General features: G+C 67.2%; 13 protein-coding genes. 11 read left to right on the top strand and 2 right to left on the bottom strand.

Going from position 1 to position 13,695, the window contains the following annotated elements:
• The 4 genes from AB3K78_RS13235 (at window position 1) to AB3K78_RS13220 (ending at window position 4,028) form a co-directional block, all read left to right on the top strand.
• Window positions 1-1,896 carry an ABC transporter ATP-binding protein gene (locus AB3K78_RS13235; RefSeq protein ID WP_416443950.1) on the top strand — a complete coding sequence of 632 codons (1,896 nt, stop codon included), beginning with the start codon at window positions 1-3 and terminating at the stop codon, window positions 1,894-1,896.
• An 8-nt stretch (window positions 1,897-1,904) separates the two neighbouring features.
• Window positions 1,905-3,140 (top strand): pyridoxal phosphate-dependent aminotransferase, encoded by a 1,236-nt coding sequence (locus AB3K78_RS13230; RefSeq protein WP_416443948.1) that lies wholly within the window; start codon window positions 1,905-1,907, stop codon window positions 3,138-3,140.
• Window positions 3,137-3,595: a 23S rRNA (pseudouridine(1915)-N(3))-methyltransferase RlmH gene (locus AB3K78_RS13225; protein ID WP_416443946.1), complete on the top strand. Its 459-nt coding sequence runs from the start codon at window positions 3,137-3,139 to the stop codon at window positions 3,593-3,595. The genes AB3K78_RS13230 and AB3K78_RS13225 overlap by 4 nt, the downstream gene beginning before the upstream one ends.
• A 64-nt stretch (window positions 3,596-3,659) precedes the next feature.
• The gene (locus AB3K78_RS13220) at window positions 3,660-4,028 is read left to right on the top strand and encodes a hypothetical protein (RefSeq protein WP_416443944.1); all 369 of its coding nucleotides are present in this window, start codon (window positions 3,660-3,662) and stop codon (window positions 4,026-4,028) included.
• Here AB3K78_RS13220 and AB3K78_RS13215 read toward each other — a convergent pair.
• Window positions 4,025-4,330 (bottom strand): helix-turn-helix domain-containing protein, encoded by a 306-nt coding sequence (locus tag AB3K78_RS13215; RefSeq protein WP_416443942.1) that lies wholly within the window; start codon window positions 4,328-4,330, stop codon window positions 4,025-4,027. The genes AB3K78_RS13220 and AB3K78_RS13215 overlap by 4 nt on opposite strands.
• A 329-nt stretch (window positions 4,331-4,659) precedes the next feature.
• Between AB3K78_RS13215 and nrdH the strand changes: the two genes are divergently transcribed.
• The 7 genes from nrdH (at window position 4,660) to AB3K78_RS13180 (ending at window position 12,255) form a co-directional block, all read left to right on the top strand.
• Entirely contained in the window at window positions 4,660-4,896 is a 237-nt protein-coding gene (nrdH, locus tag AB3K78_RS13210; protein ID WP_046454693.1) for a glutaredoxin-like protein NrdH, read from the top strand.
• Between the two features lie 17 nt (window positions 4,897-4,913).
• Window positions 4,914-5,315, top strand: coding sequence for a class Ib ribonucleoside-diphosphate reductase assembly flavoprotein NrdI (gene nrdI, locus AB3K78_RS13205; protein WP_416443940.1), 402 nt, complete (start codon window positions 4,914-4,916; stop codon window positions 5,313-5,315).
• Window positions 5,315-7,450 carry a class 1b ribonucleoside-diphosphate reductase subunit alpha gene (gene nrdE / locus AB3K78_RS13200; protein WP_416443938.1) on the top strand — a complete coding sequence of 712 codons (2,136 nt, stop codon included), beginning with the start codon at window positions 5,315-5,317 and terminating at the stop codon, window positions 7,448-7,450. The genes nrdI and nrdE overlap by 1 nt, the downstream gene beginning before the upstream one ends.
• Window positions 7,451-7,637: 187 nt before the next feature.
• Window positions 7,638-9,143, top strand: coding sequence for a tail fiber protein (locus AB3K78_RS13195; RefSeq protein ID WP_416443936.1), 1,506 nt, complete (start codon window positions 7,638-7,640; stop codon window positions 9,141-9,143).
• A gap of 243 nt (window positions 9,144-9,386) precedes the next feature.
• Window positions 9,387-10,355 (top strand): class 1b ribonucleoside-diphosphate reductase subunit beta, encoded by a 969-nt coding sequence (gene nrdF / locus AB3K78_RS13190; protein WP_416443934.1) that lies wholly within the window; start codon window positions 9,387-9,389, stop codon window positions 10,353-10,355.
• A 363-nt stretch (window positions 10,356-10,718) separates the two neighbouring features.
• Window positions 10,719-11,990, top strand: a complete 1,272-nt coding sequence (locus tag AB3K78_RS13185) for a tyrosine-type recombinase/integrase (RefSeq protein WP_416443932.1) — start codon at window positions 10,719-10,721, stop codon at window positions 11,988-11,990.
• 58 nt (window positions 11,991-12,048) lie between these two features.
• Complete coding sequence (locus AB3K78_RS13180; protein ID WP_416443930.1) at window positions 12,049-12,255, top strand: helix-turn-helix domain-containing protein; 207 nt, start codon at window positions 12,049-12,051, stop codon at window positions 12,253-12,255.
• A 3-nt stretch (window positions 12,256-12,258) separates the two neighbouring features.
• Here the strand turns inward: AB3K78_RS13180 and AB3K78_RS13175 are convergent, their stop codons facing one another.
• Window positions 12,259-13,239, bottom strand: a complete 981-nt coding sequence (locus AB3K78_RS13175; RefSeq protein ID WP_416443928.1) for a DNA-processing protein DprA — start codon at window positions 13,237-13,239, stop codon at window positions 12,259-12,261.
• Window positions 13,240-13,695 lie beyond the last annotated feature (456 nt).

Raw genomic sequence — 13,695 nt, 5'->3', positions numbered from 1 at the left:
ATGGGCAGGCCCGGCGGGGGCGGACGCGGCGGGCGGGTTTCCGCCGCCGACGCGGATGCGCAGCGCGAGCTGAACCGCCAGGCTCCCGCGGTGCCGGATCTCGGTGCCCGCATCGTCGGGCTGTTCCGGCCCTACCGCCCGCAGCTCGTCGTCATCGCGGCGCTCGTGCTCGTCGCGGCGGCCCTGTCGGTGATCCCGCCGCTCATCACGCAGCGCGTCTTCGACGACGCGCTGTTCCCCCGGGACGGGCATCCGGAGCTGGGGCTGCTCACCTGGCTCGTGGTCGGCATGATCGCCGTGTTCATCGCGTCGTCCGGGCTGGGCGTGGTGCAGACGCTGATCACCGCGCGGGTCGGGAACCGGGTCATGGGCGACCTGCGGGAGCGCCTGTTCGCGCACCTGCAGTCGATGGAGCTGGGCTTCTTCACCCGGACCAAGACGGGCGTGATCCAGTCTCGCCTGCAGAACGACGTCGGCGGCGTGGCCAACGTGCTGACCAACACGGTCTCGAACATCGTGGGCAACACCGTCACGGTGATCGCGGCCCTCGTGGCCATGCTGATGCTCAGCTGGCAGCTGACCCTGATCGCGATCGTGCTGCTCCCGGCCCTGGTCATCGCGCAGCGGCGGGTCGGACAGGTGCGCGCCAAGATCGCCGGCCAGACCCAGGAATCGCTGTCGGAAATGACCGCGATCACGCAGGAGGCGCTCTCGATCTCGGGGGTGCTGCTCGCGAAGACCTATTCGCGCCAGGGCGCCGAGACCGAGCGCTACGCGGCCGAGAACCGCAACCAGATCGGCCTGCAGGTGCGGCTCACCATGAGCGGCCAGGCGTTCTTCGCGCTCGTCCAGGTGTTCATGTCCGCGGTGCCGGCGATCGTGTACCTCGTCTCGGGCTGGCTCATCGCCTCGGCCCAGGGGCAGGGGTTCGACGCCGGCATCACCGCGGGAACGATCGTCGCGTTCACGACGGTGCAGTCCCGGCTGCTGTTCCCGATGATGGCGTTGCTGCGGATCGCGCTGGACCTGCAGACCTCGCAGGCACTGTTCGCCCGCATCTTCGAGTACCTCGACCTGCGGCCCCGGATCGTCGACGCCCCCGATGCGAAGCCGGTCCCGGAGGACCCGGGTCTCGCCGGCCGGGTCGAGCTCGACCGGGTGTCGTTCGCCTACGAGGACGCCGCGGAGGACGCGCCGCCGACCCTCGACCGGGTCTCCTTCGACGTCGCTCCTGGCGAGTTCGTCGCGCTCGTCGGCGCGTCGGGGTCCGGCAAGACGACGATCGGTTCGCTGATCCCCCGGCTGTACGACGTGACCGACGGCGCGGTGCGGGTCTCGGGTGTCGACGTGCGCGAGCTGCAGCACGATTCGCTCATGGCCGATATCGGCGTCGTCACCCAGGAGCCCTACCTCTTCCACGCGACGATCGCGGAGAACCTGCGGTACGGCAAGCCGGACGCGAGCGACGAGGAGCTCGAGACCGCCGCGCGCATGGCGAACATCCACGCGACCATCGCCTCCTTCGCCGAGGGCTACGACACCGTCGTGGGCGAGCGGGGCTACCGGTTGTCGGGCGGCGAGAAGCAGCGCATTGCGATCGCGCGCGTGCTGCTCAAGAATCCGAGGATCCTGATCCTCGACGAGGCGACGAGCGCGCTCGACACCGTGAGCGAGCGGATCGTGCAGCAGGCGCTCGACGGCGCCCGCAGCGGGCGCACCACGATCGCGATCGCGCACCGCCTGTCGACCATCGTCGACGCCGATCGCATCTACGTGCTGGGCGCGGGCCGCGTGCTCGAGCAGGGCACGCACGGGGAGCTGCTGGCCGCGGGAGGCGCGTACGCCGAGCTGTACGCCGCGCAGGCGGGACGGGATCGCGTCGGAGAAGTGGAATAATCGGGACCGTGCAGCCGATCACCCAGTCGCACCGGCTTCGCGGTGTGCGGTACGACGTCCGAGGTCCGATCCTGCAGGAGGCGGAGCGGCTCGAACGCGCCGGTCACCGGATCCTGAAGCTCAACATCGGCAACCCGGCGCCGTTCGGCTTCGACGCGCCGCCCGAGATCGTCGAGGCGATCCGGGCCGCACTGCCGCACGCGCAGGGGTACAGCGCGTCGCAGGGGATCCCCGAGGCCCGCGAGGCCGTCGCCCGCCGCTACGTCGAGGAGGGGATCGCCGACGTCGGCCCCGACGACGTGTTCATCGGCAACGGGGTCAGCGAGATGATCTCGCTCGTGCTGCAGGCGCTCGTGAGCCCGGGCGACGAGATCCTGGTGCCGGCACCCGACTACCCGCTCTGGACCGCGCAGGTGACCCTGTCGGGCGGCGAGGCCGTGCACTACCCGTGCGACGAGGCGAACGGCTGGGTGCCGGATCTCGCCCGCATCGAGGAGCTCGTCACGCCGCGCACGCGGGGGATCGTGCTGATCAATCCGAACAACCCGACCGGTGCGGTCTACCCGGCGGAACTCGTGCGAGGCTTCGCTGCGCTCGCCGAGCGGCACGGTCTCGTGCTCCTCGCCGACGAGATCTACGAGCGGATCCTCTACGACGGAGCCGTGCACGAGCACGCGGCGAAGCACGTGAGCGAGACGCTCTGCCTCACCTTCAGCGGGCTGTCGAAGGCGCAGCGCATCGCCGGGTTCCGCTCGGGCTGGGTGGTGGTCTCCGGCAACCGCGCCCGGGCGGCGGACTTCCTCGAGGGGCTCACGCTGCTCGCCAACATGCGCATGTGCGCGAACGTCCCCGCGCAGTACGCGATCCCGATCGCGCTCGCGCCCGAGTGGCGCGATTCGGGGATCGGCGAGCTCTGCGCGCCGGGCGGGCGGCTGCGCGAGCAGCGCGACACGGCGCACCGCCTGCTGACCGGGATCCCCGGAGTGAGCTGCGCGCTGCCCGGCGGCGCGATGTACCTGTTCCCGAGGCTCGACCCCGAGGTCTACCCGATCGCCGACGACCAGGCGTTCGTGATCGACCTGCTCCGCGCGACGCGGGTGCTCGTGACCAACGGCCGCGGATTCAACCTGCCGACGCCCGACCACCTCCGCTTCGTGTCGCTGCCCGAGGTCGGCGTGCTCTCGGAGGCGATCGGGCGGATCGCGGAGTTCCTCGAGGGCGTCCGGAACGGGACCCGGGCATGAGCGTCCGCGTGCTCGCCGTCGGGAAGAAGCACGAGGGCTGGGTGGTCGACGGCATCTCCCGCTACGAGAAGCGGTTGCGCAAGCCCTTCGACACCTCATGGCAGCTGCTGCCCCACTCGGCGCGCGACGGCGAGGCGGCCCGAGCCGAGGAGTCGGATCGGATCCTCGGGAAGATCGGTGCCGACGAGTTCGTGGTGCTGCTCGACGAGCGCGGTCGCAACCTGGATTCGCCGGAGCTGGCGCGCGCGCTGCGCGAGGTCTTCGACCGGTCGCGACCGGTCGCGCTCGTGATCGGCGGTGCGTTCGGCGTCGACGACCGGGTGCGGGACCGGGCCGATCTCGTGTGGAGCCTGTCGCGCCTGGTGTTCCCGCACCAGCTCGTCCGCCTGATCGTCGCGGAGCAGCTCTACCGGGCGCAGGAGATCGCCGGCGGTCGCCCGTACCACCACGTATGAGCTCGGGTTCCGGGACGGAGCGCCTCGCGGTCCGAATGTCAGTGGTCGCGCCTATCGTGTCGCCATGAATCCCTTCCGCATCTCCAGCCGCATCGTCCCCGCAGGCACCATCGCGTCCGGCGCGCCTCCTCCCGACCCGGTCGCGCTGCGCGTTCCGGTGGCCGTTCCCTGGCGTGTGGTCCACCGCTCCGAGGACGGCGTGGTGGAGGTCGAGCAGCGTGCCGACGGGCCCCTGCGCGCGGTGCGATTCGCGCTCGCGGGCTCGGGACTGCTGGGGCTGTCGCTCCCGCGCACGGTGTATCCGGGCGAGCGGGTCCGGGCGGTCCTGCGCGGCGGATCCGCCGAACGCGCGGGGACCGCGCCCGACGCGATGCTGGTCCTGCGCTGGTTCCAGCCCGACGGGACGGAACTGCTGTGGCCCATCGCGCTCTAGACGTCCCACTCGTCGTGGGTCCAGTGCCGCGGCTCGCGGGGCAGCAGCGGGCGGGGCGGGGGCGTGGCCCGCTCATGGCTGCGGGTCGCGATGCCCCGCGTCAGTTCCGAGACGGTCGTTCCCAGTGCCGTCGCCACGCGCACCAGCGTGTCGAGGTTCGGGTTCGAGGCGCCGCGCTCCAGCCGGCCGAGGTTCGAGGGATGCAGGTGGGCGAGCTCCGCGAGGCGGGCCTGGCTGATCCCGAGCCGTGCGCGCAGGGCCTTGATCCGGGTGCCGACGGCCAGGGACGGGGAGTGCAGCATGTGAAGATCCATGCCCCAACGCTCGGGGTTCCGGGCCCGGTCGCGCACGGGGCGTTTTCGCCCTGTGGACACCTCTCGAGAGGCACCGTGCGCGACACGCCGAGCAGACCGTGGACAGAGAATTTCATCCGGGGCTCCCGCCCTGTGGATAACCGGGTCTCCGTGGCGGAAACGCGCCGAAAGTTGTCCCCAGGTCGGGTCGCCCGGCCGTGGATGACCCGTGGAAAACTACATTCGTGTAACTACAGCATGTTGTGTTTGCCGCTCGTGTGGGACACTAGATGTAGTGCCCCGAGCGGGGTGCGTCAGATTTCAGCGAAGGGCTCAAAATGGCTATTACGGTCTACACGAAGCCGTCGTGCGTGCAGTGCACCGCGACGTACCGGGCGCTCGACAGCAAGGGCATCGAGTACGAAGTCCTGGACCTCTCGCAGGACGAGGCGGCGCTCCAGGCCGTCAAGGAGCTCGGCTACCTGCAGGCGCCCGTCGTGGTGGCCGACGACGAGCACTGGTCGGGCTTCCGCCCGGACAAGATCTCGGAGCTCGCGAACCGCCTCGCCGACTAGCGCCACGGGAGGGGAGCATGGCCGATCTGGTCTATTTCTCCAGCATCTCGGGAAACACGCACCGCTTCGTCGAGAAGCTCGGCTGGCCGGCCCTGCGGATCCCGCTCTACTCGCGCGAGGATCCGCTGGTCGTGACCGACCCGTTCGTGCTCCTGCTCCCCACCTACGGCGGAGGCCCCGAGACGCGGGCCGTGCCGAAGCAGGTCATCCGGTTTCTCAACGACGAGCGCAACCGGTCCCAGCTGCGCGGAGTGATCGCCGCGGGCAACACCAATTTCGGGGAGGCCTACGGCATCGCGGGTGACATCGTCGCCCGCAAGTGCCGAGTGCCGTTCCTCTATCGATTCGAACTCTTTGGAACACCGGACGACGTCACCGCCGTCCGAGAAGGATTGGACCAGTTTTGGAAGCAGCAGTGATGGAGCACGAGTCCTCGAAGGTCAGCGAGATGGACTATCACTCGCTGAACGCGATGCTGAACCTGTACGACGCCGACGGCAAGATCCAGTTCGACAAGGATCGTGAGGCCGCCCGCCAGTACTTCCTCCAGCACGTCAACCAGAACACGGTCTTCTTCCACAACTTCGAAGAGCGCGTCCGCTACCTCATCGACAACGACTACTACGAGAAGGACCTCTTCGAGCAGTACTCGCTCGCCTTCGTCGAGCAGCTGACCGACGAGGCGTACGCGATGAAGTTCCGCTTCCCGACCTTCCTCGGTGCCTTCAAGTTCTTCACCTCCTACGCGCTCAAGACCTTCGACGGCAAGCGCTACCTCGAGCGCTTCGAGGACCGCGTCGTCATGGTCGCGCTCGGGCTCGCCCAGGGCGACGAGGAGCTGGCGCGCGGGCTGGTCCGCGAGATCGTCTCGGGCCGCTTCCAGCCGGCCACCCCCACGTTCCTCAACCTCGGCAAGGCCCAGCGCGGCGAGCTCGTCTCGTGCTTCCTGCTGCGCATCGAGGACAACATGGAGTCGATCTCGCGCGGCATCAACTCCTCCCTGCAGCTCTCGAAGCGCGGCGGCGGCGTGGCGCTCTCGCTCTCGAACATCCGCGAGGCCGGTGCCCCGATCAAGAAGATCGAGAACCAGTCCTCCGGCATCATCCCCGTCATGAAGCTGCTCGAAGACAGCTTCAGCTACGCCAACCAGCTCGGCGCACGCCAGGGGGCGGGCGCGGTGTACCTCAACGCGCACCACCCCGACATCATGAAGTTCCTCGACACCAAGCGCGAGAACGCCGACGAGAAGATCCGCATCAAGACGCTGTCGCTGGGCGTCGTCGTGCCCGACATCACCTTCGAGCTGGCGAAGAAGGGCGAGGACATGTACCTCTTCTCGCCCTACGACGTCGAACGCGTCTACGGCGTGCCCTTCGGCGACATCTCGGTCACCGAGAAGTACCGCGAGATGGTCGACGATCCGCGCATCAAGAAGACGAAGATCAACGCTCGCCAGTTCTTCCAGACCATCGCCGAGCTGCAGTTCGAGTCGGGCTACCCCTACATCGTCTTCGAGGACACGGTCAACAATGCGAACCCCATCAAGGGCCGCATCAACATGTCGAACCTGTGCTCCGAGATCCTCCAGGTGAACACGCCGACCACCTACAACGAGGACCTGTCCTACGACCAGATCGGCAAGGACATCTCGTGCAACCTCGGCTCGATGAACATCGCGCTGGCCATGGACGGCGGCGACCTCGCCGGCTCCGTCGAGCTCGCGATCCGCGCGCTCACCTCGGTGAGCGACCAGAGCCACATCTCGTCGGTCCGTTCCATCGAGGACGGCAACGACCAGTCGCACGCCATCGGACTCGGCCAGATGAACCTGCACGGGTACCTCGCTCGCGAGCACGTCCACTACGGCTCCGAAGAGGGCATCGACTTCACGAACATCTACTTCTACACGGTGCTGTTCCACGCGCTGCGGGCCTCGAACCGCATCGCGATCGAGCGCGGCTCCGTGTTCGGCGGATTCGAGGACTCGAAGTACGCCTCGGGCGAGTTCTTCGACAAGTACACCGAGCAGGCGTGGGAGCCCGAGACCGAGCGGGTCCGCGAGCTGTTCGCGAACGCCGGCATCGCGATCCCGACCCAGGCCGACTGGCTCGAGCTCAAGGCCTCCGTCATGGAGCACGGCATCTACAACCAGAACCTGCAGGCCGTGCCGCCCACGGGTTCCATCTCCTACATCAACAACTCGACCTCGTCGATCCACCCGATCGCCTCGAAGATCGAGATCCGCAAGGAAGGCAAGCTGGGTCGCGTCTACTACCCGGCCCCGTTCATGACGAACGAGAACCTCGCCTACTACGAGGACGCCTACGAGATCGGCCCCGAGAAGATCATCGACACCTACGCCGCGGCGACGCAGCACGTCGATCAGGGCCTGTCGCTCACGCTGTTCTTCAAGGACACCGCGACCACTCGCGACATCAACAAGGCGCAGATCTACGCGTGGCGCAAGGGGATCAAGACGATCTACTACATCCGCCTGCGCCAGCTCGCGCTCGAGGGCACCGACATGTCCGAGTGCGTCAGCTGCATGCTCTGATCCGGCTCCGATAACGCCGGCGGGCGGCCACCTCCGGGTGGCCGCCCGCCGGCGTTTCGGCGTGCCGGCGCGACCGCGCAAACTGGTGCGCAAATTGGTTCACGGTTCAATCAACTCTGGTACTACGCTCATTCTTCGCGCCCGCGCACGATCCGTGCTGCGTTCCGGCGTCCGCACAGGGGAGAGTATGAACGGGTCGACGAAGACGCTGATCACGTGCGCGCTGGTCGCGCTGCTGGCCGGAGGCGGCGGCGCGTTCGCCGCGACGGGGCTGATGCAGGCGGGCAACGTGCGGGCGGGATCGGCGCTGCAGGGGTGCCTCGACGCGAGCGCGGGCACGCTGGAGCTGAGCTCCGCGGGCGGGGCCTGCGGAAGCGGCACTGTGCCCGTGGTCTGGCAGACCAGTGACGCCGCGGCCGGGAAGCCCGGCGCGCCGGGCGAGAAGGGCGACACCGGGAAGCCGGGGGCGAACGGGAGGCCGGGTGAGGCCGGGAAGGCCGGAGAATCCGGAGTCCCGGGATCGGCCGGAGCCCCGGGCGCAGCAGGAACGCCGGGGTCGGCCGGAGCCCCGGGGCGCACGGGAGCCACCGGATCGACCGGACAGGCCGGAGCGCCGGGAGCCGCAGGCAGGGACGGCGCTCCGGGCCAGGCCGGCAAGGACGGCGCGCCCGGTCGGACCGGGGCGCCCGGCGCGAAGGGCGACACGGGGGATCCCGGCGCGCAGGGAATCCAGGGGGAGAAGGGGGACCCCGGCGTCGCCGGAGCTCCCGGCGCGAAGGGCGACAAAGGCGATCCCGGTGCGCAGGGCGTCCAGGGCATCCAGGGTGTGAAGGGCGATACCGGTGATACGCCGTGGGCGACGGTCGGCGAGTGGTCGGCGGCGGTCACCTACACCGCCGGTCCGCCGGCGTCGCTCGTCACCTACCAGGGCTCGACCTACGTCGCCGCCCGGTCCTCCGTCGCGGCTGCGCCGGCCGTCTCGTCCTCGGACTGGATCCTCGTCGCCGCCGCGGGCGCGAAGGGCGACAAGGGCGACAAAGGCGACACCGGTGAGCAGGGGCTTCAAGGAGCGCAGGGGATCCAGGGCGTGCAGGGGGCGATCGGCCTCACCGGTGCGGTCGGAGCGCCCGGTGCCGCGGGCCAGAACGGCGTGACGCCGTGGACCTTCCGCGGGGCGTTCGATCCGATCGCCGTCTACTCCGGCACGGCTCCGGCGAGCGTCGTGACCTATCAGGGATCCACCTACATCGCGACCAGGCCGGGTGCGTTCTCGGCGCTGCTGCCGACCGATACGAGTGCGTGGGCGGTGCTCGCCGCGGTCGGGGCGACCGGGGCGACCGGGGCGACCGGGCCCGCAGGGCCGCAGGGGGTTCCCGGGGCGAGGGGCCCCGCCGGCAACAGCCTGCTGTCGGACTTCTTCGGGCAGAACACCGGCAACGGTCAGCCGGGTCGAGGATCCGGGGACTGCGTCATGGGCGAGGTGTACCTGAGCGCAGCGAACCGCACCGACGGCGTGCCGGCCAAGGGCCAGTTGATGTCCATTCAGCAGAACCCTGCGCTCTACTCGTTGATCGGCAACACCTACGGGGGCGACGGGCGTGTGAACTTCCAGCTGCCCGATCTCCGGGCGGTCGCCCCGAACAACATGAGCTACTTCATCTGCGACATGGGCATCTTCCCGTCGTACCAGTAGCGCCACATGATCTTGCGGTCGACTCGGGATTCGACCACAAGATGTGGGTCTTCCGGTGCTGTGTCGCGACCCCGCCGGGCGCCGCGAACCGCTACTATTTGAGGGAGCCAGCCGGTGCTCCGCGAACCCCTTCCGAGGGTCCGCGGAGCAGGCCGGCGCAGGGCCGTTTCTGCCGTTCGCGCGCGTGCGCGTGCGCGAGCCGGGCGGTCCGAGGAGCGAAGCGATAGTGAGCAAAGGGAGCCGATGAACTTCAAGCTGGGGCACGCCGTCAAGGCGATCAACTGGAACCGCATCGAGGACGAAAAGGACCTCGAGGTCTGGAACCGCCTCGTCAACAACTTCTGGCTCCCCGAGAAGGTGCCGCTGTCGAACGACGTGCAGTCGTGGGCGACCCTCACGCCGCAGGAGCAGCTGCTCACCATGCGGGTGTTCACCGGCCTCACCCTGCTCGACACGATCCAGGGCACCGTCGGCGCGGTCTCGCTGATCCCCGACGCGATCACCCCGCACGAGGAGGCCGTCTACACGAACATCGCGTTCATGGAGTCGGTGCACGCGAAGAGCTACTCGTCGATCTTCTCGACGCTGTGCTCCACGCAGGAGATCGACGACGCGTTCCGCTGGTCGGTGGAGAACCCGAACCTGCAGAAGAAGGCGTCGATCATCGTCGACTACTACGAGGGCGACGACCCGCTGAAGCGCAAGATCGCGTCGACGCTGCTCGAGTCGTTCCTGTTCTACTCGGGCTTCTACCTGCCCATGTACTGGTCGAGCCACGCCAAGCTCACGAACACGGCCGACCTGATCCGCCTCATCATCCGCGACGAGGCCGTGCACGGCTACTACATCGGCTACAAGTTCCAGAAGGGCCTCGAGAACGAGACCGAGGAGCGCCGCCAGGAGCTCAAGGACTACACCTTCGCGCTGCTGTACGACCTGTACGAGAACGAGGTCAAGTACACCGCGGACCTCTACGACCCGGTGGGCCTCACCGAGGACGTCAAGAAGTTCCTGCACTACAACGCGAACAAGGCGCTCATGAACCTCGGCTACGAGCCGATGTTCCCCAAGGAGATGACCGACGTGAACCCGGCGATCCTGTCGGCGCTCTCGCCGAACGCGGACGAGAACCATGACTTCTTCTCGGGCTCGGGCTCCTCGTACGTCATCGGCAAGGCCGTCGCCACCGAGGACGAGGACTGGGACTTCTAGAAGTTTTCTGAGAAGCCCCGGCTGAAAAGCCTGGTCAGAGGCCCGGATCCGCGAAATCTCGCGGGTTCGGGCCGTTCTTATGCCCTCTGTTCGAAGACAGAGGAGAACAGAGATGACCAGGAATATCCATTCAGTGGGGCACGCAGGGGGCACGCGTGCACCTTCGACGTGGGCAAGGAGGTGCGATCCGAACCGCATTGGGGTTCGGCCGACACCCAACGCCGTGCCCCATCGTGCCCCTCGAAGTAAACGCAATGGCTCAAATTCCGCGGAATACTGCGGATCTCTGGGCCTGCGCAACGTGAGGGGCACGGAGGGGCACGACGGTCCACGAGCGGCTGTTCGAGTCCACGGGAGGTCATCATGAGCACGGTGAAACGCGAGGCCTGGGGTCGGCTGCGGAAGCTCCCGTCGGGTCGTTGGCAGGCCCGCTATCCCGCGCCAGATGGCGAGATGTACACAGCGCGAACTGAGGACGACAAGGCGCTGACGTTCGTCACGAAGACTGATGCGCGGAAATGGCTCGCGTCGATGCACTCGAAGATCTCGCTCGGCTTGTGGGAGCCGCCAGAGGTCATTGCGGAGCGACGCCGCGCCGAGACTGCCGCTGAGCAGTCGCGATCCATGGGCTTCGAGGAGTACTCGAAGCGCTGGTTGCAGATGATCAAGACCGAGCCGAACCGAAGCGGCAAGATACGTGCCGTCGGTACCGTCCGCTCGTATAAGGGCAAGGTCTCCGGCTACCTCGTTCCAGAGTTCGGTGACACCCCGTTGAGGGATATCGACGTCAACCGTATCCGCGTGATGACGGATCGGCTTGACCAGATCCCGGCTCCGCTGAACCCGAGATCGAAGTTCAATGGGATCACTCGGCCGGTGCTGATCGTGCTCATGATGATCCTGCGGCAAGCGGCTCGCGACGGCATCATTCCTTCGGCGCCGGGCGTCTCGATTCCTCGTCAGGAATCGGTACGTCATGACGCCGACCATGACGAGAGCGAAGACATCATCGCGCCGACTCAGGTCGAAGCGCTCTATGAGGCGGTTCCCGATCCGTGGGCGATCATGGTGCAGCTCGCGGCCTGGTGTCAGCTGAGGCGTGGAGAGTGCCTGGGGTTGCAGCGCCGCGATGTCGAGTGGCATGACGACGGCAGCGCGACGCTGCACGTGCGACGTCAGCTGAACGCCAACACTGGCGACTACACCGATCTGAAGAGCGAAGCGGGCAAGCGGTCGCTGAGCATTCCAAAGCTCATGACAGCCCGCCTGAAGCAGCACCTCAAGGAGCATGTCGCGGGCGAACCCAAGGCACCCGTGATCCCGGCAAGCAGCCGCGGCGCCATGCCGCTCTCGAACACGCGGTGGGGCTACGTCTGGGCCGACGTGCGTGACAGTGTTGACGGGCTGCCGCACCGCTTCCGCTTCCATGATCTGCGTCACACTGGGTTGACGATCTTCGCTCAGGAAGGTGCGACGCTCGCTGAGCTGATGCGCAGGGGAGGGCATGCCGACATTCACATCGTGCTGCGATACCAGCACGCCACGATGAATCGCGACCGAGAGCTGGCGGACCGGATGAGCGCACGCGTCGCAGCGACCCTCGACCGGAAGAAGAACGCAGGGAAGGAGTCGTAAGCGGACAGCCGCGGACACCTGTGAGGTAACACCAATCCATCCACAGGAAGGCACTGCCATGAACTCTCGAACTCGCAGCGAAGAGCACGAACCCGACCTGGTCTCACTGGTCGTCGCGGCCGAAAGCCTGGGCGTCTCAGTCAAGACGATCCGGCGCCGAATCTCCGACGGTACGGTTCGCGGATACCGAGTCGGGCGCCTCATCCGGGTTGACATGGAGGAACTGCGAAAGAGTCTCGTCGTGGAGATCCCAACGATGAGATAGCGGTTACAGCGCGCGGTTGTTCGGCAAGACGGCACGCGACGCCCCCAGGTGGATGACACTCCGCTTGGGGGCGTTCGCAGTGTCAAGCATCCGCGTGACGTCCGATGCGTTTGTGACGACGCGCGCGCTTCCGTCCTGAAGCAGGTGATTGGTTCCGGTGCTCGCAGCGGAGGTAACGGGCCCGGGGACAGCGCCAACAATGCGACCCAAGTGTCCAGCTTCCCGAGCTGTGTGCAGCGTTCCAGACCGAGACCCCGCTTCAACGACGATGGTGGCACCAGAGAGCGCGGCGAGGATGCGCGAACGATCCAGAAAACGCTGACGGGTCGGGCTGACACCGGGCGGTAGCTCAGAGAGCACCAGACCTTGGCGTGACACGCTCCCAATGAGGTCAGCATGGCCTGCGGGGTATGGGCGGTCGACGCCCGAGGCAAGCACCGCGATCGTGTTGCCGCTCTCGATGAGCGCAGACCTGTGCGCGGAGCCTTCGATACCGTAAGCAGCACCGGCGACGAGCGTCTTGCCATTCCGAACCAGCTCGCTGGAGATGTCCTCGGCAACGTGCACGCCGTAAGCGGTCGCCGCCCGTGCGCCAGTGATCGTGATCAGCTGGGAAGGTTGCGCGATGAGAAGTTCTGCACGTCCCGCAGCCCAGAGCGCATACGGGGCTCGCTCGCGGAGATCGTTGAGGGCGGCGGGCCACTCTGAGTCTTCGGGTACAAGCACCCGATAGTCGTTCTCCGTGAGCAACCGCGAGGCCACCTGATCGGGATTCGCGCGTGATTGCAATCGATCTCGCCAGATTGCCGCCTCGACTCGATCCATCCCGGGAATCGCGGTGGTGCGCTCGATCAGAGCGATCAGCTCGACCCCACCGACTCGTTCAAGGAGTGCGCCCGTTGTGGCGTCGTTCGGAGTGCCGATCAATGACAGCACTTGGCGGGCAGTTCGCTCATCTTTAGTGAGGTTCGAGAGTGTGGGCATGGTGGCCTCCTTCGAGGTGAGATCTCACTCAGAAGGTGTGCGCATGCTGCCCCTTTCGACTCGTGCGGAGTAGGCGTACCCTGGGAGACGAAGCAGGTTCTCAACTCTGCGGGCCCTTCGGGGCGGCCCTCTCGGGCGCTCGATTCACATGCTGCTTCCTCGACGGAGATCGACGTGTGACGAGAGGCCCCATCATGATCCGTTTGATATTGACGGGCAGCAGCTTCATCTATGCAGTCCTGCAGCGATACGCAACCACGAACATTGTGCTGGGCCGGATCCGGCGACGCCGTGGCCTGAAATGGGGCGTTCCCGCGATGCTCTTGGCGGCGCCATACATCGTGCTGGCGTATTGGTGCTCATCTGCGATCGGCGACGGCGCGCCAGGATGGTTCAACCTCGTCATCCTACTGTGCGTCTGGAACGCGTTGAAGTTCATTGCGATCGGCCCGATCT

The sequence above is a fragment of the Leucobacter sp. HNU genome, from assembly GCF_047946755.1.
Taxonomy (GTDB): Bacteria; Actinomycetota; Actinomycetes; order Actinomycetales; family Microbacteriaceae; genus Leucobacter.
Note: the sequence above shows the minus strand (reverse complement) of the source record. Positions and strands in the feature narration are given on the sequence as shown.